Origin of the sequence: Pantoea sp. RSPAM1, assembly GCF_038816185.1 — a bacterium.
In the GTDB taxonomy this organism is placed as follows: Bacteria; Pseudomonadota; Gammaproteobacteria; order Enterobacterales; family Enterobacteriaceae; genus Pantoea; species Pantoea ananatis.
This window is the reverse complement of sequence record NZ_CP046137.1, coordinates 2263872-2284554: the sequence shown is the minus strand read 5'-3', so window position 1 is coordinate 2284554 and position 20683 is coordinate 2263872. Positions and strand designations below refer to the sequence as shown.

The 20683-nt window shown below is 54.3% G+C and carries 18 protein-coding genes; 7 read left to right on the top strand and 11 right to left on the bottom strand.

The genetic code is table 11. The features are described 5' to 3' along the window. Position 1: 1 nt before the first annotated feature. The gene (malP, locus tag GKC68_RS11200; RefSeq protein ID WP_342656857.1) at positions 2–2404 is read right to left on the bottom strand and encodes a maltodextrin phosphorylase; all 2403 of its coding nucleotides are present in this window, start codon (positions 2402–2404) and stop codon (positions 2–4) included. 278 nt (positions 2405–2682) lie between these two features. On the opposite strand from malP, the gene malT reads away from it, so the two are divergent. Next, entirely contained in the window at positions 2683–5385 is a 2703-nt protein-coding gene (malT, locus tag GKC68_RS11195; protein ID WP_064367232.1) for an HTH-type transcriptional regulator MalT, read from the top strand. A gap of 40 nt (positions 5386–5425) precedes the next feature. On the opposite strand, the gene GKC68_RS11190 is transcribed toward malT, so the two are convergent. The 3 genes from GKC68_RS11190 to GKC68_RS11180 all read right to left on the bottom strand — a co-directional run bounded on the left by GKC68_RS11190 (position 5426) and on the right by GKC68_RS11180 (position 8535). Continuing rightward, positions 5426–6655: an MFS transporter gene (locus tag GKC68_RS11190; RefSeq protein WP_342656856.1), complete on the bottom strand. Its 1230-nt coding sequence runs from the start codon at positions 6653–6655 to the stop codon at positions 5426–5428. Between the two features lie 111 nt (positions 6656–6766). After that, entirely contained in the window at positions 6767–7204 is a 438-nt protein-coding gene (locus GKC68_RS11185) for a GNAT family N-acetyltransferase (protein ID WP_342656855.1), read from the bottom strand. Further along, positions 7201–8535 (bottom strand): glycoside hydrolase family 10 protein, encoded by a 1335-nt coding sequence (locus tag GKC68_RS11180; protein ID WP_342656888.1) that lies wholly within the window; start codon positions 8533–8535, stop codon positions 7201–7203. Before GKC68_RS11180 ends, GKC68_RS11185 begins: the two co-directional genes overlap by 4 nt. Before the next feature lie 154 nt (positions 8536–8689). Between GKC68_RS11180 and GKC68_RS11175 the strand changes: the two genes are divergently transcribed. From GKC68_RS11175 to GKC68_RS11160, 4 genes are all read left to right on the top strand, one after another. Then, a complete protein-coding gene (locus tag GKC68_RS11175; RefSeq protein ID WP_013025800.1) occupies positions 8690–8854 on the top strand; it encodes a DUF2256 domain-containing protein in 165 nt (54 codons plus the stop codon). A 153-nt stretch (positions 8855–9007) separates the two neighbouring features. Continuing rightward, positions 9008–11335 carry an FdhF/YdeP family oxidoreductase gene (locus tag GKC68_RS11170; protein ID WP_263794080.1) on the top strand — a complete coding sequence of 776 codons (2328 nt, stop codon included), beginning with the start codon at positions 9008–9010 and terminating at the stop codon, positions 11333–11335. Positions 11336–11641: 306 nt separating this feature from the next. Beyond that, positions 11642–12355 carry an MgtC/SapB family protein gene (locus tag GKC68_RS11165; protein WP_019105205.1) on the top strand — a complete coding sequence of 238 codons (714 nt, stop codon included), beginning with the start codon at positions 11642–11644 and terminating at the stop codon, positions 12353–12355. A 253-nt stretch (positions 12356–12608) separates the two neighbouring features. Further along, the gene (locus GKC68_RS11160) at positions 12609–13145 is read left to right on the top strand and encodes an NlpC/P60 family protein (protein ID WP_342656854.1); all 537 of its coding nucleotides are present in this window, start codon (positions 12609–12611) and stop codon (positions 13143–13145) included. Positions 13146–13727: 582 nt separating this feature from the next. Here GKC68_RS11160 and GKC68_RS11155 read toward each other — a convergent pair. Then, a complete protein-coding gene (locus tag GKC68_RS11155) occupies positions 13728–14372 on the bottom strand; it encodes a TetR-like C-terminal domain-containing protein (RefSeq protein WP_064367064.1) in 645 nt (214 codons plus the stop codon). Between the two features lie 63 nt (positions 14373–14435). Here GKC68_RS11155 and GKC68_RS11150 point away from each other — a divergent pair, with 63 nt between their 5' ends. Together GKC68_RS11150 and GKC68_RS11145 are read left to right on the top strand one after the other, a co-directional pair. Then, on the top strand, positions 14436–14879 hold the full coding sequence (locus tag GKC68_RS11150; protein ID WP_342656853.1) for a nuclear transport factor 2 family protein: 444 nt from the start codon (positions 14436–14438) through the stop codon (positions 14877–14879). After that, positions 14876–15715, top strand: coding sequence for an ergot alkaloid biosynthesis protein (locus GKC68_RS11145; protein WP_342656852.1), 840 nt, complete (start codon positions 14876–14878; stop codon positions 15713–15715). Before GKC68_RS11150 ends, GKC68_RS11145 begins: the two co-directional genes overlap by 4 nt. A gap of 350 nt (positions 15716–16065) precedes the next feature. Here GKC68_RS11145 and GKC68_RS11140 read toward each other — a convergent pair whose 3' ends face one another. The 6 genes from GKC68_RS11140 to GKC68_RS11115 form a co-directional block, all read right to left on the bottom strand. After that, the gene (locus GKC68_RS11140; RefSeq protein WP_064367063.1) at positions 16066–16467 is read right to left on the bottom strand and encodes a VOC family protein; all 402 of its coding nucleotides are present in this window, start codon (positions 16465–16467) and stop codon (positions 16066–16068) included. Between the two features lie 409 nt (positions 16468–16876). Further along, positions 16877–17338, bottom strand: a complete 462-nt coding sequence (locus tag GKC68_RS11135) for an NUDIX domain-containing protein (RefSeq protein ID WP_110982884.1) — start codon at positions 17336–17338, stop codon at positions 16877–16879. 52 nt (positions 17339–17390) lie between these two features. Beyond that, positions 17391–18587 carry a signal peptide prediction gene (locus GKC68_RS11130; RefSeq protein ID WP_110982883.1) on the bottom strand — a complete coding sequence of 399 codons (1197 nt, stop codon included), beginning with the start codon at positions 18585–18587 and terminating at the stop codon, positions 17391–17393. Between the two features lie 4 nt (positions 18588–18591). After that, the gene (locus tag GKC68_RS11125; protein WP_342656851.1) at positions 18592–19611 is read right to left on the bottom strand and encodes a GTP-binding protein; all 1020 of its coding nucleotides are present in this window, start codon (positions 19609–19611) and stop codon (positions 18592–18594) included. A gap of 23 nt (positions 19612–19634) precedes the next feature. Next, positions 19635–19919, bottom strand: coding sequence for a hypothetical protein (locus GKC68_RS11120; RefSeq protein WP_047715192.1), 285 nt, complete (start codon positions 19917–19919; stop codon positions 19635–19637). Between the two features lie 10 nt (positions 19920–19929). Next, on the bottom strand, positions 19930–20676 hold the full coding sequence (locus GKC68_RS11115) for an SDR family NAD(P)-dependent oxidoreductase (protein ID WP_028724296.1): 747 nt from the start codon (positions 20674–20676) through the stop codon (positions 19930–19932). Between the last annotated feature and the right edge of the window lie 7 nt (positions 20677–20683).

Sequence of the window (20683 nt, the reverse complement as noted above, 5' to 3'; positions counted from 1 at the left end):
CTTAGCGTTTACGCTGCCAGATACGTTGCTGATAGTGACGAATCGACCGGTCGGCGCTGAACATGCCGCAGCGAGCGGTATTGAGTATCGTGGCGCGCGTCCAGGCCGCTTTATCAGACCACAGTGCTTCAACGCGCTGTTGAGCGTTGAGGTAATGCCGGAAGTCGGCCAGAACCAGATAAGAATCGCCGTTTTTAGCCCCCAGACTGTGCAACAGCAGATCAAAAGCGTGCCGGTCGCCTGCGCTGAACGTACCGTCCTCCAGTGACGTCAGCGCCTGGTCGAGCTGGGCGTCTTTTTCGCGCCATTTTGCAGGGGCATAGCCAGCGGCCTTGAGGGCATTAATCTGTTCTACCGTATGACCAAAAATAAAGATATTCTCCTCGCCGACCTGTTCAGCGATCTCCACGTTCGCACCATCGAGCGTGCCAATGGTCAGCGCGCCGTTCAGGGCCAGCTTCATGTTGCCGGTGCCCGAGGCCTCTTTGCCCGCCAGTGAAATCTGCTCTGACAGGTCTGCGGCCGGGATAAGCCGTTCCGCCACAGAGACGTTGTAGTCGGGAATAAACACGACTTTAAGGCGATCGGCCACGCGCGGATCGGTGTTGATGACGTCAGCCACCTTGTTGATGGCAAAAATGATATTTTTAGCCAACGCATAGCCCGGTGCCGCCTTCGCGCCGAAGATCACGACGCGAGGACAGCGGTTCGCCTGAGGATCGTTCACCAGGGTTTGCCATAGGGCGATGGTATGCAGCAGGCTGAGATGCTGACGTTTGTACTCGTGCAGCCGTTTGATCTGCACATCAAACAGGGCCTCGGGATTCACCTTAATCCCGGTGCGTTGCGCAATCCAGCAGGCCAAATCCTCTTTATTGCGCTGTTTAATCTCGCGGTACGCCGTGCAAAATCCCGGATTATCCACCTGTTTTTCCAGCCCCTGAAGCGCATCCAAATCGTTGAGCCAGGGCTGATTAAGCGTTTTTCCGATAAGCGCCGCCAGTCGGGGATTACACTGATGAATCCAGCGGCGCGGCGTGATGCCATTGGTGACGTTGTGAAATTTTTCCGGCCACAGGGTGACGTATTCCGGGAACAGATCGTCTTTTACCAGCCGCGAGTGCAGGGCGGCCACGCCGTTTACCGCAAAGCAGGTCACCACACACAGATTGGCCATGCGCAGCTGTTTACCGTGCACGATGGCCAGTTTCGACCAGACAGCCTTGTTCCCTGGCCACTGCCGGTTAACCGTCTCTTTGAGCTGGGTATTGATGGCGTTAATAATCTCCATGTGCCGCGGAAGCAGGCTGCGCACGATGTGGGTATCCCAGCACTCCAGCGCTTCCGGCATCAGCGTATGGTTGGTGTAGGCAAAGGTGCGCTGAGTAAGGTGCCAGGCGTCCTGCCAGCTGAGCTGATGGTCATCCAGCAACAGACGCATCAGTTCAGGAATAGCCAGCGTTGGGTGCGTATCATTCAGCTGGATCACCTCATGATCCGGCAGGGTTTCAATGGCCCGGCCCGCCAGACGGTGGCGACGAAGAATGTCTGCCAGCGAACAGGCGCATTGAAAATACTGCTGCATCAGGCGCAGTTTTTTTCCTGCCTGATGGTTGTCGTTGGGGTAAAGCACTTTGGTCAGTTTTTCCGCATTAATGCCTTGCTTTTCCGCCCGCAAAAAGGCGCCACCGTTGAACAGTTTGAGATCAAAAGGGTGCGCATGTTTTGCCTGCCACAGCCGCAGAGGCTGCGTAAGGCCATTCCCGAAGCCCACGACCGGCAGATCCCAGGCTTCGCCCTCCAGTTGAAACGCGGGCTGCCAGTGCGTTCTGCCATTCTCGGCCACAACGTTGCCGCCCAGGCCGACCTGTACCGTTAGCGCGGCATTATGTGTAAACCAGGGATAGCGGTCGCGCTGCCAGTCATCGGGCAGTTCATCCTGTTCACCTTCGACAAAGCGCTGACGAAACAGGCCATATTGGTAGTTCAGGCCATAGCCCGTTGCGGGCTGACCCACCGTGGCCATCGCGTCCAAAAAACAGGCTGCCAGCCTGCCCAGTCCGCCATTGCCCAGCGCCGGATCGCTCTCGCTTTCCAGCACCTCGCTCAGCGAAACATCCCACTCCGTCAGGGCCGTCTTCACCTCGTCGAACCACCCTACGTTGAGCAGATTGTTGCCGGTCAGCCGCCCGGTGAGAAACTCCATAGAGAGGTAATTCACATGGCGCAAATCGCCGGATGCCGGGCGGGGGGGCAGCGCGTTGAGCATTTCTGCCAGCGCGCCGCTCAGAGCCTGCCACCACTGATGGGGCGTCATTTCTCCTGCATCATGCAGGCCAAAGCGTTGCCACTGGCGCGTCAGCGCTGCGTCAAAACGGGAACGATCAAAAGGGTGCTGTGTCATAGCCGGGTGTCCTGTCGACAAAGAATGGGAATAAGGATGAGTCTGCCCTTGCGCGGGGAATCGCTCATCCTCCCGGCAAAAGTTCCGTCAGGATGAGGGCAAGGGAGGAGAGGGTGAGGCAAGTCTGAAAATTTAACTTAAGTGTGATTAGACTCGCTTTTGTGAAGATTCGCTTAAGCGTCCGCTTGCTTTATCAGGAGGGATAGCTGAACGTGTGAGGAATAATTACGAAGCGTAAAAAAATGATGCGCCAGACGTTAACGGAGAAGCGTGCGTTCATGTTAATCCCCTCTAAACTCAGCCGTCCTGTCCGCCATGAAGCCACGGTGAAACGGGAGCGGCTGATTCGAAAACTTTCCGCTGCAGGTAACTACCGCCTGGTACTGGTAACCAGTCCTGCAGGCTATGGCAAAACCACCCTGATATCGCAGTGGGCCGCAGACAAAGCCGACTTGGGCTGGTACTCGCTGGATGAAAGCGACAATCAGCCAGAGCGTTTTGCGGACTATTTAATTGCCGCTCTGCAGCAGGCCACGCACGGCAGCTGTAGCCGGAGTGAAGCGCTGGCAAACAAACGGCAGTACGTGAATCTGAACGCGCTGTTTACGCAGATTTTCAATGAGCTTCATACCTGGCATAAACCGCTGTGGCTGATTATCGATGATTACCATCACATCACCAATCCTGTAATTCATGAAGCGATGCGTTTCTTTTTACGCCATCAACCTGAAAACGTTACCCTGGTGGTGCTTTCGCGTAATCTTCCCCAGTTAGGTATCGCCAACCTGCGCGTTCGCGAGCAGTTGATGGAGTTGAGCAGTCAGCAACTGGCGTTTACCCATCAGGAGGCGCAGCAGTTTTTCGATGCCCGCCTGCCTGCACCGCTGGAGTCCGAAGATGCGGGGCGCCTGTGTGATGACGTTGCAGGCTGGGCCACGGCGCTGCAGCTTATCGCGCTCTCGGCCCGCCAGGGGGCGGGGGCGGCCCAACACTCCGCGCGTCGCCTGTCAGGGATCAATGCCAGCCACTTAACCGATTATCTGGTTGAGGAAGTGCTGGATAACGTCAGTCTGACCACGCGCCATTTTCTGCTGAAGAGTTCGCTGCTGCGTTCGCTTAACGCGCCGCTGATTACCCAGGTGACGGGCGAGGATAACGGCCAGTGCTGGCTGGAAGACATTGAGCGCCAAGGGCTGTTTTTGCAGCGGATGGATGATTCCGGCCAGTGGTTTAGCTATCACCCGCTGTTTGGCAGTTTCCTGCAACAGCGTTGCCAGTGGGAACTGGCTGCCGAACTTCCGGCGCTACATCGGGCGGCGGCAACCAGCTGGATGGCGCAGGGCTTCCCGAGCGAGGCGATTCATCATGCACGTGCTTCCGGTGACGCGGAGATGCTGCGTGATGTGTTAACCGAACATGCATGGTCGCTGTTTAATCAAAGCGAGCTGCCTTTACTGGAGTCCTCGCTGAATGCACTGCCCTGGGCAATGCGGCTCGATAATCCCAGCCTGGTGTTGTTACAGGCCTGGCTGATGCAAAGCCAGCACCGCTTCGCGGAGGTGAACAGCCTGCTGGCCCGATTTGAGCAGGAAAGCCAGTGCGAAATCGATGCGGTATTACGCGGTGAATTTAACGCGTTACTGGCGCAGGTCGCTATTAACGACGGCAATGCCGATGAGGCGGAACGCCTGGCGATGCTGGCGCTGAATGCGCTGCCAGAGAGCCGCCACTACAGCCGTATCGTGGCAACCTCGGTACATGGCGAAGTCATGCACTGTAAAGGCGAGCTGAGTCGCTCGCTGGCGTTGATGCGCCAGACAGAGCAAATGGCGCGTCGCGATGAAGCCTGGCACTATGTGCTTTGGAGCCTGATCCAGCAAAGCGAAATTTTGTTTGCTCAAGGCTTCCTGCAAACGGCGTACGAGACTCAGCAGCGGGCCTTCGTGCTGGTCCAAGAGCAGCATCTTTCACACTTTCCGCTGCATGAGTTCCTGTTGCGTATCCGCGCCCAACTCATGTGGGCCTGGGGCAGGCTGGATGAAGCCGAGCAGGCGGCACGCGAGGGCATGAAAGTGCTGCAGGGTTATCAGCCTCAGCAGCAAATACAGTGCCTGAGCGTATTGGTGCAAAGCGCCATTGCCCGAGGCAACCTGGACAACGCACGCAGCCTGTTGAACCGGCTGGAAAACCTGCTAAACAACGGCCGTTGGCACAATGACTGGCTCGCCAATGCCGATAAAGTCAGGGTGCTGTACTGGCAAATGACCGGTGATACGCAAAGCGCCAGTGAGTGGCTGCGTCAGACACCCAAACCGGCCTGCGCCAATAACCATTTTTTGCAGGGCCAGTGGCGAAACGTGGCACGGGCACAGATTTTGCTCGGGCATTACACGCAGGCGGAAGTGATTCTGGACGAGCTTAATGAAAATGCGCGCCCCTTGCAGTTGATGAGCGATCTCAACCGTAATGTACTGCTGCTGAACCAGATTTACTGGGAAACCGATCAGCGTGCTAAAGCGCAGCATGCGTTGCTGGATGCGCTCCGGCTGGCCCGCAGCACCGGCTTCATCAGCCACTTTGTGGTGCAGGGCGAATCCATGGCACAACAGCTGCGTCAGTTATTGCAGTTAAATGCGCTTGATGAACTGGATAACCACCGTGCGCGCCGCATCCTTAACGAGATCAATAAGTATCATCGCCACAAATTTGCCCATTTTGATGAAAGTTTTGTCAGCCGTTTACTGAATCATCCTGACGTACCCGAGCTGATTCGTACCAGTCCGCTCACGCAGCGTGAATGGCAGGTGCTGGGGCTGATCTATTCCGGCTACAGTAACGAGCAGATTGCGGCGGAGCTGGACGTGGCCTCAACCACGATCAAAACCCACATCCGGAATCTTTATCAGAAGCTGGGGATCACGCATCGGGCTGAGGCGATGACTCAGGCGCAGTCGATGCTGAAAATGATGGGTTACGTCTGAGAAAGGCAACAGGCAGCGACGTGCTGCCTGTTCGCGCGGGTTAGTTAACCCGACGTGTATCTGGCATCAGTAACGTGGCAAATCCCAGCAGCGGAAGAAAGCCACAGGCGTTATACACGGTAGTGATACCGTACCCGTCAGCCAGTTTCCCCAGCGCCGCCGCGGCGATACCGCCAATGCCAAACATGGTGCCAAACATAATCCCGGCCACCATCCCGGTGCGGCCGGGCAACACTTCCTGCGCGTACACGACCAGCGCGGCAAATGCCGATGAAAAGACCAAGCCGATACAAACGGTCAGCACCACGGTCCAGAACAGATTGGCATGCGGCATCAGCAGCGAGAACGGAATAACACCGAGAAACGAGATCCAGACAACCGCTTTGCGGCCAATGCGATCGCCAATCGGCCCGCCGGCCAGCGTGCCAACGGCGACGGCGGCCAGAAAGGTAAACAGGTAGATCTGCGCCTGCGCAATCGGAAGCTGAAAGCGCTCAACCAGGTAAAAAATGTAGTAGTTACTGATTGAGGCAATATAGGTAAATTTTGCCAGCAACAGCACGCCAACCACGGACAACGCCACTTTGACGTCCCGCGATGAAAGCGACCGCAGCGCCTGAAGGTTGTGTTTTTTCATGTGCGCATGGCCATGTTTCACCGTCCAGCGACTGATGCCGGAAAGAATAATGACCGCAAACAGCGCAATGATCATCAGCCAGCCGACTGCTATCTGTCCATGCGGAATAATCAGCATCGCCGCGACTAAAGGCGCAAACGCCGTGCCAATATAACCGCCGACCTGAAACGTTGACTGTGCCGTACCAAAGCGGCCGCCCGATGCCATCCGTGCAACCCGCGAGGCTTCCGGGTGAAAGGTTGCAGAGCCAACGCCAATCTGCGCCGAAGCAACCAACACCACAGAGAAATGCGGGGCCATCGCCAGGAGTCCGATGCCAATCAGGGTCGAAACCATGCCAGACGGCAGCAGCCAGGGTTTGGGATGTTTGTCGGTGTACAGGCCGATCCAGGGCTGCAACAGCGACGCAGTCATCTGATAGATCAGCGTGATCAAACCAATCTGCGCATAGCTCAGCGTAAAGTTGGTTTTCAGCAAGGGATAAATCGATGGCAGCATGGCCTGGATAAAATCGTTACAGCAGTGGGAAAATGCGACGGCGCCAAGAATCGACACCAGAATCTTCTGGCTGTCGTCTACGGTGGGGGGCAGATCGGGCTGGCGTGATTTTACGTCACTTGTGCAATCAGACATGAAGATTTCCGCTTTAGGCTTTACGTTTATTGACGTATCTTACGCCACGAAAAAATGGCGGTGCTGACAAACGTGCTATTTATGGCAAATTAGTAAAATAATTGTTAATGCTCATAGCGTTTTACTCAGGCAAACCGACACGGGCTTATCCTTGTACACACCATAGCGCGCGGTTTGTTGATAGCCGTGACGCTGATAAAACGCCACCGCGCGGGCATTAACCATGCGGGTAGAAAGACGAATTGCCTTATAACCGCGTGCCCGGGCAAGCTGCTCTAGGGCTGAGAGCAGCGCCGCGCCGGTTCCCGCGTGCTGTCGGGTTGAAAACATGCGCTTCAGTTCGGCGGTTTCGGTTGAAACATGTACGAGTGCGCCGCAGCCAACCGCGTTACCCGTCTCATCGGTGGCCAGTATCCACAGCGCCCGATCTGATGGCGTAAAGTGATGGGTTCCGTTGTCGCCGGTTATGGCCAACAGCTCGGCTGACAGGCGGGCCGTCAGCGTCTGTAGCGCGGGTGCGGTATCGGGCACAACTTCGGTATGAATCATTGAGTCTGGCCCCAACGGCTGCGCAGATAATTCACGGCATCCTGCGTTTGCGGCTGATTCAGGAAATCTTCCCGGAACAAAATAGTGCCATCGATCTGCGGGATGGAATCATTGAGATCCAGCTGTCTTTTCAGCTCCGGCACGCCACCGTTAATTGTCCATTCCGGCTCATTTTTCGCCGGCACGCCAACTTTGTATAAGGCAATACCGATATACAGGCGAGTTTTGGTCGGCTTGACGACGTTAGCCCACCAGTTGGCCAGCACATCATAGCGGGCAGCGCTGCGCGAGAAGGGCCAGTAGATTTGCGGCGCGATATAGTCCAGCAACCCTTCCTGCACCCAACGGCGCGTATCCGCGTAAGATTCATCGTAAGCGGCCGCGCCGCGCGTGTCTGAGCCTGCCGCATCATGTGAGCGGTTGCGCCAGACGCCCGCAGGGCTGACGCCAAATTCAACATTCGGCTTGAGCTGCTCGATGGTGTGGGAAACCTGCTCGATTAACAACTGTGTATTATGTCTGCGCCAGTCTGCTTTCGACGCAAAGCCCTGACCGTATTTAATAAAGGTCTGGCTGTCGTTCAGGGCAGAGCCGGGCGACTCGGCATAGAAGTAATCGTCGAACTGCACGCCATCGATGTCATAACGCTTGACCACCTCAGCCACAATACTCGTTATCCAGTCACGGGCATCAGGAATGCCCGGATCGAGCACATAGCGATCCCCCGAGGTACGAATCCAGTCACGATGGAGCACAAATACGCTGGCGGGGTGTTGCGACAGCGTGCGGTTTAGCTCGGCCACCGTTGAAGGTTTGGTATTCACCGATACACGGTAGGGATTGAACCAGGCATGTACCCGCATACCGCGCCGGTGCGCTTCATCGAGCATGAACTGCAGCGGGTCAAAGCCCGGATTCTGCCCAATTTTCCCGGTCATCATGTCTGACCAGGGCAGGATTTTTGAGTCCCAGAGCGCGGTTCCGTCTGGTTTAACCTGGAAGAACACCGTGTTGATTCCCAGACTTTTCAGTTTATCCAGCTTATCCGTCAACGCTTTTTTCTGCACCCGGATGCGCACGTCGTCGCTGCTGATATTCACCGAGGCGAGCGGCGGCCAGTCGAGGCGTGAAACGGTGGTGAGCCAGACGCCGCGCATGGGGGCGTTATGCGGCACCGGTTGAGAAGGCTGCGCAGGTTTGCTGGCGGGCGGAAAAGGCGTAACCAGTGACTTAGGCGGCGTCGAGGCACAGCTGACCAGCAGTAAAGCCGAGGCTAACAGGCCGGGTTTTACCGCCGCGTTAAGGCGGAAAAGATCGCGAAGGTTGATGATGATAAACTCCGTGTAGCGCAGTCCTTGATGCAGGCTATTCTGATCCTATTTGCCGCAAAGTCAATCAACCCTGCCAGCATCAGGTCACGCAGTTTGCCTTACCCGGCGTCTATACTTTTTATGCTGATGCCTAACCTGAGCACAGGAGCGATAAATGAAAACATTTAAAGGCAATAAACAGTCATTGCCGGTTCGCTATTGCAAACAGTGCCAGAAACCGATGACCTGGCGCAAAAAGTGGGAAAAGTGCTGGGAAGAGGTGCAATATTGCTCAGAGCGGTGCCGTCGGCAGCGGCGAGCCACTAATGCCGATGCCTGAAAGCCGGTAGAAAGCGTGTGTTTTTGCCTGCGATAATCAGCCATGTAACATTTAGCAAAAGTTATCCTGGCTTTTACATCACTGTTCCCACGCACCAACGCAATTACTGTACCAGGCTTAAAGAAAAGCCAATAACAGTGATTGTGGAGCAATATGAAAGAGCAAGAGAGCACATCAGGCATTCATACCTATGACGGTGCGGCGGGCGGCTGGGGCGCGTTAAAAGCAGTGGCCGGTGCCATTCGCGGACAGATGGCGGTAACCCAGGATGTCATTGCGCTGTTCAAGGTCAACCAACCTGAAGGGTTTGACTGTCCGGGCTGCGCCTGGCCCGATCCCAAACATACTTCATCGTTTGAGTTCTGTGAAAACGGCGCAAAAGCGGTTTCCTGGGAAGCAACCAGCAAACGCACCACACCTGAATTTTTTGCGGCGCATACCGTTACCGAGCTATGGGAGCGCAATGCCCATGAGCTTGAAGGCGAGGGCAGACTGACGCATCCAATGAAGTATGATCCCGCCAGCGATACCTATCAGCCCATTGCATGGGAAACGGCCTTTAACGAAATTGGCGAGCGACTGCGGAGTTATCAGGATCCCGACAGCGTGGAGTTTTACACCTCCGGCCGCGCCTCTAACGAAGCGGCGTTTCTCTGGCAGCTGTTTGCCCGCGAGTTTGGGACTAACAATTTCCCTGACTGCTCAAACATGTGCCATGAGCCAACCAGCGTAGGCTTGCCCGAATCCATTGGCATCGGCAAAGGTACGGTGGAGCTGGATGATTTTGACCACTGTGATCTGGTGATTTGCATCGGTCACAATCCTGGAACTAACCATCCTCGCATGCTGGCCACCCTGCAGGAGGTGTCAAAACGCGGTGCCAAAATCGTCGCCATCAACCCACTGCGCGAGCGCGGTCTTGAACGTTTTACCGCGCCACAGAGTCCGGTTCAGATGATAACCCTCAGCTCAACGGAACTCGCCTCAACCTATTATAAAATTCGGGTAGGCGGCGATGCCGCGATGCTGAAAGGCGTGATGAAATGTTTGTTGGCGATGGATGATGAAGCTAAAGCGAACGGCAACCCTGGCATCCTTGATGAGACCTTTATTGAACAACATACGCAAGGCATTGACGCGTTAAAAGCCGATTTGGCGGCGACAGACTGGGATCATATCCTGAAAGTGTCCGGTATGACGCGCGAGCAAATCCAGCATATTGCTCACCTTTATGCCAATGCTGAACGCACAATCATTTGCTACGGCATGGGAATTACCCAGCACCAGTATGGAACGCAAAATGTTCAGCAGATTGCCAATCTGCTGCTGCTGCGCGGCAATATGGGCAAGAAGGGCGCAGGAATTTGCCCTTTGCGCGGTCACTCTAACGTGCAGGGCGATCGTACCGTTGGCATCACTGAGATTCCCTCCGAAAGCCTGTTGAACAGTCTTGAAAAGGTCTTTGGCTTTACGCCACCGACCAAACATGGTCACAGTGCGGTACAGGCCGTTCAGGCAATACGGGATGGCAAAATCAACGCGTTGCTCTGCCTCGGTGGTAACCTGGCCGAAGCGATGTCCGATCCCCAGGTGACGTTCCCTGCCATGCGCAAGCTGGACATGGTCGTGCACATGGCCACCAAGCTGAACCGGTCGCATTTGCTTCTGGCAAAACACAGCTATCTGTTCCCGGTGTTAGGCCGCACAGAGATCGATCGGCAGCAATCCGGCGCGCAGAGCGTCACGGTTGAAGACTCCATGTCGATGGTGCACGCATCACGCGGTACCCTTGATCCCGCCTCACCGCATCTGAAATCCGAACCCGCGCTGGTTGCCGGCCTGGCGAAAGCCACACTGCCGGACACGGTAGTGGACTGGGACAGCATGATCGCCGATTACAGCCTGATTCGCGATGCCATCGAGAAAGTGGTGCCGGGCTTTGAAAACTTTAATGAGCGCCTCCAGCAGCCTGGCGGGTTTCGTTTACCTAACGGCGCCTCCGAGCGAGTCTGGCACACGTCGTCGGGCAAAGCGCAGTTCCTGGTCATGGAAGGCATCAATGAAGATCCGCGCTCGCTGAAGTGCCACGACCTGGTGTTGACGACATTGCGCAGCCACGACCAATATAACACCACGCTGTACGGCCTTGACGACCGCTATCGCGGAATCAAAGGACGCCGTGATGTGTTGTTTATCAGTGAAAATGAGGCGGAAAAAAACGGTGTCCGCATGGGCGATCGGGTGAATGTGATTGCGCTGGATCCTGACGGAAACCCAACGCATCGTCGTATTGATAATCTCACCATCGCCGTACATGACATGGCTGAAGGTTCGGTCGCAGCTTATTATCCCGAGGCTAACGTACTCATACCGCTGGACAGCTACGACACGAAAAGCGGTATTCCTTCCTATAAAAGCACCCCGGTAATGATGGAACTGGCCCAGACAGAGGCGCCAGAGGATAGCGCAACGCGCCGCTAACGGTTTTCTGCTGGTCTAAACCAAACCTTAACGAACGGCCATCTGAGTGGAAATCTCTACTCAGATGGCTATAATCGCCGGGAATTTTACTCATGAGGCAATCAACCTTGGACACAAGTCCCGAACGATTACACCTGGCTTCTGCAGTAAGATAGTCTTCTGGCTGTCTTAACTGCGCGTTAAGATGGCGGCTCAATCTCCCTCCATAACGTGATGTGCTCTGTGCATCAGCGCCCGCTGTAATCCATTTTATTCATCTTTATTTTTCCGTACTGCGCATACGTGCGTAGCGGAGAGAGGTTTATCATGGACTGGAAAATCTTTTTACTGCGCGTGTCGGCTGCGCTGATTCTTGGCGCGCTGATTGGCTGCGAACGCCAGCTGCGCCAACGTATGACCGGCTTGCGTACGAATGCGCTGGTGAGCACCGGTGCCTGCTTGTTCGTTCTTATGACTCAATCTGTGCCGGGCATTGCCAGCGACGCGACGCGTGTTGCCGCCTATGTGGTTTCCGGTATCGGTTTTCTCGGCGGCGGGGTGATTATGCGTGACGGATTAAACGTTCGTGGCCTGAACACTGCCGCCACCTTGTGGTGTACGGCGGCCGTTGGGGTGCTGTGCAGCATGGGATTATTGCTTGAAGCCGCGATTGGCTGCATGGTGATTCTGTGCGCCAATATCCTGCTGCGCGAGCTGGCGCTGGGCATTAATCGTCAGTCCATCGTCTCCGCCGACGAAGCGGTGCAACATTATAAAGTGCAAATTGTCTGTCTGGCTCAGGATGAAGTTCAGGTACGCAGCCTGATGCTGCACAGCCTGGGCAACAGCGGCTTGCGCCTGCAGTCGCTTCATAGCGAAGATATGGATCCGCCACATCGTATGGAAGTGAATGCTGAAGTGATGGGACAGCCCAGCATGACCGGACAGCTGGAAAGTCTGGTGAGTCGCATCAGCCTGGAAAAAGGCGTCAGTTCCGTGCGCTGGCAGGTGTGCGGGTTGGATCCGAGTGAAAACGGATAGGGCAAAAACCGGGTGTCGCTACGTGAATTCTGAGGAACGGGCAGGGGAGTAATCCATCAGATTTCGCGTAGCAGCGTGATTTTGTTTATTAATCTCTGTTTCCACCGCGCAAATTTTGAGCTATATAAGAAGGGCCTGACGCTCGAAGTGTAAGGTTAAGTAAAGCAGAGCTTTGATATTTCTATAAGCGAATGAATAGGTTATAAATCCTTTAACTTTGCTGACTCTTTATCTTTACTGTGCGGATCACTCGATGAAGCGTAGAACCTCATTCTTTTTACTTTCCGGCCTTATATTGCTGATGTCCGGTTGCAGTCATCATCCTCGCTCAGAAGCCCCAGAGGACGTTTCCGCATCGGATTCAACGCAAGACCCTGATTTAATTCCTATTGTTGCTGCACTGCATGACCAAATGCATACCTGGCATGACACACCGTACCAATGGGGCGGTACGCAACTGTCGGGCGTAGACTGCTCTGGTTACGTCTGGCGTACTTTGCATGACCGCTTTAATATGCCGATGGACCGCGTGACTACCGCCGATCTCCTGCACATGGGCGTACGTGTAGCGCCGGAACATTTACAGCCGGGCGATTTGGTGTTTTTCCGTATCGGCGGTGGTATGCATGTCGGCTTCTATGACACAGACCACCAGTTTATTCATGCCTCGGCCAGCAAAGGTGTGATTCGTTCGTCACTGGATAACCCATACTGGAAATCCGTTTATTACCAGTCACGCCGGCTGACGCGTGAATACGGCGCGCAGGTGACGTTGAACCGAACAAGTTGATGCGAAGAACGCAAAGCGATTTGCTGGCGAGTGCGTAACTGGAAAACGTGCTGCCGTAGTGCTGAAAACACAGTGCTGAAAACACAGTGCTGAAACTACAACGCCGAAATCTGTGCAGCGGCAGTTTGCGTGCGGATGATGATTCTTATCGCGTTGTTATGATTGCTTGCTGATGAGTACGCGCGAGAGCAGCCTGAACGGTCGAAGCGCATGACGCGTAAACAACAGAGTGTGATGACGCTGCCGTGCAGCTGAGAGTGGGCAATAGTCAGATCCTGGCAGGTAACGCTACGTGAATTCTGTATAACCCGCAGGGGTTGTGTGCGCCAGTTTTCACGTAGCGCGCCTTCAGGTCCAGAGGGGACGCAGGTGAGGTGCCGGCAGTGTAACCGGGTACGTGGCGGGATTTCTTATTTAACATAATATACATTATGCGCATTAAGCATGTAGCACCAATATAGTAAGGAGATGCGGATGTTTTCCTGGACTGTTATGTTGTGATCCCCAGATGCAGCGCGCTTACCACCTTTTCTGGGTTTGCGTGAGCTGGGCCGATGCGTTGAGACGATCAAGCCAGCTCGGTCATCGATAATGACTGCCTCTGTCGCTGTTTTTTGAAGGTTGTCTGATTGCATTGAAAATAACGTCAGCCTGAACTTTTAACTCTCTGCTACTAATGTGTTTTCTCAGGATCACCATTTGCCAGTACAACGTCGATGGCAGCAAATCCAGAGCAAAATTGATATCTGTATTGTCGCTCAGCTCACCACGCATAATGGCGCGTTCGAAAATGGCTGCGCCAAGTTTTCGACGTGTCGATGCCAGCTCATTCAACTGTGCAGCCAGCTCGCCATTTCTGGCGCTCTCCGCATGGATATCAGGCAGAATTTTACGAACTAAAGGATGGCGCAATGTCACTCGCAGTTTGACTAAAAATGCGAAAATATCCTTTTGAAGGGAGCCGCAATCTTCAACCGTGGCCAGCAAAATACCCGTCTGGTTGATGGCTTCACTGGCAAATGCCTGCTTAGTCGCCCAGCGGCGATAAATCGCCGCTTTCCCTGCTCCGGCGCGTGCTGCGACCCTTTCAAGGCGAATGCCGTTGTATCCGCAAAGCGCCCATTCCTGAAAAAGAGCCCGGTAAAGCGCCTCCGTCAATGAAGCCTGTATGACGGCAGCTCCACTCGGTTTGCGCTTTTTATGTTCATCGATACGGTTGCGTTCCATCCAAACCTCCTTCATGCTTATTGGATGGAACAATATCGTTCCGTCCTCCAGGGGTAAAGTCTTATGACGCTGAAAACTGATTATTTTCCTGAACTGACAACGCTGGTTCGTCAGGCGCTGTATCAACATCTGCGTCCAGAAACACCGACATTACTGTCGATGATGTCCGACGACATCTTGTTTGAATTTCCCTATGCCCTGCCCGGCAGCGTGCCATCAATCAAGGGTAAATCAGCACTGGCTGTACATCTGGCACAAATTGCAGGCCTGATTTCACTGGAATCAATGACCTTGCACAACACCGTTATTGATCCCTACGCTAAACGGGCTGTACTTGAAATCAGCTGTCGTGGTATCGCTCCGGAAACCGGAAACCGCTACGACCAACAATATGTTTGCGTTCTGACTTTACAGGACGGCTTGATTAGCCACTGGCGTGATTACTGGAATCCACTCATTGTCCTGAATGCGCTGGGACAGCAAACCAATACAGGAGAGAACTCGTGAACTTCCCCACCATTTTATTGATTGGCGGAACCGGGAAAACCGGGAAACGTATTGCACAACAGCTTGATGCAAAAGGAATAGCTTACAGGGTTGCTACCCGTCGCCCTGTTCAACCTGAAGATCGCTTTTTTGACTGGCAGCAGCCAGTATCTAATGAATTATTCAAAGGGATCTCCGCGGTTTACATTGTTGCCCCTACTCATACCAGCGATCATCACTATATCGTGCCACCTGTACTGCGTCAGGCATTAGCGCAAGGGGTAAAACGATTTGTTCTGCTGAGTGCATCTTCTTTGGAAGAAGGGGGGCCGGCAATGGGACAGATTCATGCCTTTCTTCATAAGTACGCGCCAGAGTGGTGCGTACTGCGTCCGACCTGGTTTATGCAGAATTTTTCTGAGCAAAATCATCAAAAAACCATTAGAGAAGAAGGTCGCATTTATTCGGCCACAGGAACCGGTCGGGTCAGCTTTATTGATGCGGAAGATATTGCTCGTTCAGCGGTAGCAGCACTTCTTGCCCCGCAAGCGCCCAATACAGATTTCATCCTGACAGGGCCTCAAACACTCTCTTATGACGATGTCGCGAATATAATTTCGATGGAAATGGGATATCCTGTCGAGCACATATCGTTGACAGTCGAACAGTTAGCTAAACGGCATCGTGAGGCGGGAATGGACGCGATCTATGCTCAGTTTCTGGCATCACTGGATGAAGGCATTATTCATGGAGCCGAAGATCGCGTCAGTCATGAGGTCACTACTCTGACAGGCAAAGAGGCCAGTGATATAGCCCATTTTATTACCCGAGAGCGCCATGTATGGGAGCGGCAGTAAGTTTTTTTAGAAAAAAGTCCCGGCATGTCGCATCTTAATTTTTTGTCAGGACATGCAGACCAAACTGACGCTGCCAGATGAAAGTTAGTGCACCAGGTTAGCAAATTTTCCTCAGAATTCAGCAAAATCGATCAAGGCGAAATTTATACAATTGTCATTGGAGGTCCGTTTACAGGGATGATTATTCAGGAACATGTCAGTTCACCTGCAATGACAACCTTACAACGGATATTTTCAGCTGTTTACATCACAACGATATTCCTTGAATAACCGCGCTGCCCTTTTCTTCTTTGTCGTGAATGAGAACTAATGAATTATAATCTGACGTTGTGACCTCCCAATTCATTCTCTCACAGGTTCTCCTGAAACTTTGCCAGGTTTTTCTTCGCAGCTGTGTACTCATAAGACGTCAGTTCAATCTGATTTCCATCAGGATCGGAAAAATAAACGGACATCGACACCTGATGATCGCTGACTGTGTAAGGTATGGATCGCGCTGCCAGAATGTGCAGTAACGGACAAAAACTCGTGGCTTCAAGGCTGAATGCCACGGTATTGCCGGGCGGCTGATGTGTTCTTAAAAACAGCGAAATCACGGCAGCGTTATTTTTTAAGACCAGAGGGCCACCTTGCTTAAACCAGAACAGCAACGACTCATCGCGTGAAAACCCCAGTACGTCGTGATACCAGCGCTCTGCCTTATCCAGGTCATGCACATAAATGTGGACGTGGTCGATTTTAACTAAGTTCACTTTCACCTCAATGACAACGTATAAAGAGAATCAGCATCGAACATATCGTGCAGTGATGCAAAATAATGCGCACACAATGAGCTCTGATTTAACATAACTGGGTAATGAAATGTAGAAACATGACCATGATCTGATGCATTACCCCTTTTTTGCATTCTCTTAAACGTAGCGCGAATAAGGGATGTTTTCCTGATGATGCCTCTGTGTGTTAGCGCTATTTTTAATGAAAAGTAATGTCATCATCCTGTATGTGTAGCCTGTGAAAGAAATAAACACATCATTTATTTATATTTTCAATTCTCGTCGATATGTCTTATTTATGGGCTGGGTAATCGCATGATCCTATCGCTATAAACGGGTTAACCGATCCTCTTCTGGCTTAATCAGTTTTTTCCAGCATTTATTTTTTCTACTTCCCAGATGAATCTGAATCCATGCTGGTCAACATTTCAACGAGATCGCCTGGATATACCGTTTCAGTTGTGTCATTAAGTGCATTCATCGACCACCAGTGATAGCTGGCAATAACCGACTTTTCGTTTTCACGCCAACCCAGGGTATCAATTTTGTCACCCGAGACAGTAATGATAAAAAAACGCTCATGTGCCTGCACCTGTTCGCCCGAGGGCAGCGTCATGACAAAGCAGCGCTCTCTTCGGGGCGGGCCAGGATCGGTCCGGCGAATACCGGTTTCTTCATAAAGTTCTCTGAGCGCCGCCTGCTCGAAGGATTCGCCCTCCTCTACGCCACCGCCCGGCGTTGCCCAGTATGCCTGGCCTGCGAGTGCATCCTGTGTATGCACAAAACGAAACAACAACAGGTTATGGGAAGCATTGAGTATCAGTAGTCGGGCCGAGCGGCGCGTACGCATGCCTTCTTCCTTCAGTTTTTAGCCAGACGCCGTTAATAGCGTTGATCGTTCTTTAACTGGCGCGTAAAAAATCCTGCCAGCGGCGCGTCAGGTAGTTATGCTCATCCATCACGGCGTTCCAGACGGCAATATGGCTCATGCGCGCGTCGTAGCTACCGCCATCGCGCACTTCACCCTGGGGGATCAGCGGTGCGCCCCAGGCATCCAGTAACACCTCTCTCGCAGGCTGGCCGCCGTACCAGAAATCCCATTCTGCATCTGACAGATGCGCCCGACTGCGTTCCGCGTTGGAAATATAGTAACCCTGCCGCGCCATCACTGCGCCAGGCCAGCCGGATTGCCACCAGTTTAAATAGTCGTAAGCCGCGTCTTTGATTCTGCCGGTCGCGCAGCGCGAAAGCGACATGCCGCCGTACCAGGCGCGGTAACCTTCACGCGGGCGGGCCATTTTATAGCCACGTTGATGAAAGTGATGACGGAAATAGATGGGCGCCCACAGGCTTTGCACTTCCACCTGCTGATTGGCAATGAGGTCGCAGGCTTCATCCTGGGAGGCCCAGAATGCCGCAAAATGCCCGTTACGATTGAGGCGCGCCAGTTGCTGCGTTAGCAGGTCGATCTCTTCGAGCGTAAGATTGCCCGTGTTGGTAAAGCGCGCCAGCCCTGCGCCCTGCATGGCAAGCGCCGCATCGATGCCGCCCATTGCCGCATCTTCCTGTAAGGCAACCTGGCCCGTTAGTGAAGGATGCAACAGCCATCCCCAGCTTTCCTCCTGCTGCTGTAACGCGGCCGGGAGCCTGTCGGCGTGATAGGCAAAGCTGTCGACGTTGTGCGTCAGCGGCAACATGCTGATGTGATCGCTGGCATGGCTGCCCAGATGCCTGTCGCGCTGCACATAAAGCCGTTCAGAGGGCACGCTGCCGTCAGCGAGCGGCAAATCCGGACGCAGCCTGCCGGTTTTCGCCAGCGGGGTGATCTCGTCCCAGTATTTGAGTCGTTTAATCTCCAGCGGCTGAATGGCCTGCGCGGGCCAGACAAAATCAATATTGTGGAACCACTGATCGTAAAGGTCATAGCTTTCGGGCTGCATGACGGCGATGCGCTGGGCATCTTCCACACTGTGCAGCAAATATTCAATGCGAATGCCCAGATCTTTCTCGGCGCTGACGCGTAGCATTTCGAGCAACGTGACGGAGGTCCCGAGCACGCGTAAAGTGAGTTGATCGTTGACCTTCGCTGCAGAATTCATCGTTTTACCTGTCCTTTAACGCCTGCTGGAAGCGGTTAAATCCCTGTTTCAGCCGCTCTGCGTCGAGTCCGCGCAGAATAAAAACCAGTTTGGAAGTGTCTAAATCCCCCGGCCAGTCGTTCATATGCACGGGCGGATGCAAGGTATGCTGAACGCCGTGAATCACCACCGGCGCACTGGTGCCGCTAAAACGCAGTATGCCCTTCATTCTCAAGACCGATTGCCCATGGCTATGTAACAGCATTGACAGCCAGATAGCAAACGCGGGCCAGTTCAGTTCGTCTTCCAGCGTGATCACGCAGGTCTGGGTCAAAGGGTGATGATGCGTTTTTTGTCCGGGAGTCAGATTGTAGCGGGCATCGCCCACGGCACCAAGCCAGCGAAACCGCTGTGCGTGCGTTCCTTTGGCGAGGCGAAGCGCGAATAACTGGCCGGGTTCGGCCAGCGCATGTTGCGTATCATCTAGCTCCGCCAGAGGGTTTAAACCGGCAAGCCAGGTCTGGAGGGCGAGCAAACCGTCGTGATCGATCCGATCGCATTTGCTGAGCAGGAGTTTGTCAGCCGCGCTCACCTGGGCTAACCATTCGGGCTGATGGGCCGACTGTAAACGGGCGTGCTCAGCATCGACCAGCGTCACCAGCGTGCCCTGACTGAAATGGTGCTTAAGCTGAGGATCGTGCAGCAAGGTAGACAGAATGGGCGCAGGATCGGCCAGCCCGGTAGTTTCGAGTATCACCTGACTAAACGATGGCAGCTCGCCGCGCGTGCGGCGTTCGTAGAGGTCCAGCAGCGCCGTTTTCAGTTCACCGCGAATCTGACAGCATACGCAGCCGCTGGGTAGCAGCACCGTATCCGGCGCCACTTCATTTAACAGATGGTGATCAATTCCGACTTCACCAAACTCATTCACCAGCAGCGCAACATCGTTAAGATCCTGATGCGTCAGCCAGCCCTTCAGCAACGTGGTTTTACCACTGCCGAGAAAGCCGCTCAGGATATGCAGCGGCAGTTTTTCATTTCGCATCGCGGACTCTCCGTTACTCGCCATCAAAGCGCCGCCAGCCAGGTCTCATCCAGCGGATCGAGAGTGCGTCGGGTCATCTTCTCGGCTTCTTTCCACAGCAGGTCCAGCGAGCTCACCATGACCTGCTGCCCCGTCGGACTGGACAGCACCCAACTGGTGTGAAACTCGGTTAAGCTCAGTCGCCAGGGCTTAAGCGCCCGGTTAAGCAGCGACAGCTGCTGCAGGCGGAGCTGACGCTGAGGCAGGTTGTTTTCCAGCGCATCGCTCCACTGCGGCCCATTATCCAGCAATCCGCACATTCCACACATCGCGTGCTCCTTAGGGCATCACATCGCCAGAATTCGGCCCCAGCGTCTGACCGACAAACAAGTTGCCGCCCGGCTCACTGGCCAGCAACAGCGCAACCGGTGCCACCTCGTCTGCCCGGCCGAAACGCCCCAGCGGTAGCTCAGCGGCCTTGGCGGTTTTCCACGCCTGATTGATGCCGTCGATTAGCGGGGTTTCAATAGGCCCCGGCGCGATCGCGTTCACCAGCACGTTATCGGCGGAGACTTCCAGCGCCAGAGACTTGGTAAAACCAATCACACCCGCTTTGGCGGCGGCATAATGGCTCAGTTCGGCGCCGCCCTTTATTCCCAGTTGCGAGGCGATATTGATCACCCTTCCCCAGCGCTGCGCCAGCATGGAAGGCAGCGCACGTTGGGTGGCGAGAAAGACGCTGCGTAAATCCACCGCCATCATCTGCTCCCACATGGTCAGCGTGATATCCGTGCAGCGGGCCTGCGTGAGCATACCGGCATTGTTAACCAGAATATCAATCCCATCGAACCGTTCCAGGCAGGCATCCACGCCCGCCGTGGCCCCGCCGACCTCCCCGACATCCGCTACCACGCCAAAACAGGGTACCCCCAAGGCGCGACAGCGTGTCACCATGGCCTCCAGTTGTTCACTGTTCCGGTCGGTCAGTATCAGGTGTGCGCCCTCGCGGGCGAACAGCGTGGCAATGGCGGCCCCGATTCCGCTGGCCGCCCCGCTGACAACGCAGCGTTTGCTTGCTAACTGCATACTCTCT

What these genes read in the sequence shown, in the direction of transcription:
- malP (WP_342656857.1), bottom strand. Translation starts at nt 2,404, where the DNA reads ATGACACAGCACCCTTTTGATCGTTCCCGTTTTGACGCAGCGCTGACG.
- malT (WP_064367232.1), top strand. Translation starts at nt 2,683, where the DNA reads ATGTTAATCCCCTCTAAACTCAGCCGTCCTGTCCGCCATGAAGCCACG.
- GKC68_RS11190 (WP_342656856.1), bottom strand. Translation starts at nt 6,655, where the DNA reads ATGTCTGATTGCACAAGTGACGTAAAATCACGCCAGCCCGATCTGCCC.
- GKC68_RS11185 (WP_342656855.1), bottom strand. Translation starts at nt 7,204, where the DNA reads ATGATTCATACCGAAGTTGTGCCCGATACCGCACCCGCGCTACAGACG.
- GKC68_RS11175 (WP_013025800.1), top strand. Translation starts at nt 8,690, where the DNA reads ATGAAAACATTTAAAGGCAATAAACAGTCATTGCCGGTTCGCTATTGC.
- GKC68_RS11170 (WP_263794080.1), top strand. Translation starts at nt 9,008, where the DNA reads ATGAAAGAGCAAGAGAGCACATCAGGCATTCATACCTATGACGGTGCG.
- GKC68_RS11165 (WP_019105205.1), top strand. Translation starts at nt 11,642, where the DNA reads ATGGACTGGAAAATCTTTTTACTGCGCGTGTCGGCTGCGCTGATTCTT.
- GKC68_RS11160 (WP_342656854.1), top strand. Translation starts at nt 12,609, where the DNA reads ATGAAGCGTAGAACCTCATTCTTTTTACTTTCCGGCCTTATATTGCTG.
- GKC68_RS11155 (WP_064367064.1), bottom strand. Translation starts at nt 14,372, where the DNA reads ATGGAACGCAACCGTATCGATGAACATAAAAAGCGCAAACCGAGTGGA.
- GKC68_RS11150 (WP_342656853.1), top strand. Translation starts at nt 14,436, where the DNA reads ATGACGCTGAAAACTGATTATTTTCCTGAACTGACAACGCTGGTTCGT.
- GKC68_RS11135 (WP_110982884.1), bottom strand. Translation starts at nt 17,338, where the DNA reads ATGCGTACGCGCCGCTCGGCCCGACTACTGATACTCAATGCTTCCCAT.
- GKC68_RS11130 (WP_110982883.1), bottom strand. Translation starts at nt 18,587, where the DNA reads ATGAATTCTGCAGCGAAGGTCAACGATCAACTCACTTTACGCGTGCTC.
- GKC68_RS11125 (WP_342656851.1), bottom strand. Translation starts at nt 19,611, where the DNA reads ATGCGAAATGAAAAACTGCCGCTGCATATCCTGAGCGGCTTTCTCGGC.
- GKC68_RS11120 (WP_047715192.1), bottom strand. Translation starts at nt 19,919, where the DNA reads ATGTGTGGAATGTGCGGATTGCTGGATAATGGGCCGCAGTGGAGCGAT.
- GKC68_RS11115 (WP_028724296.1), bottom strand. Translation starts at nt 20,676, where the DNA reads ATGCAGTTAGCAAGCAAACGCTGCGTTGTCAGCGGGGCGGCCAGCGGA.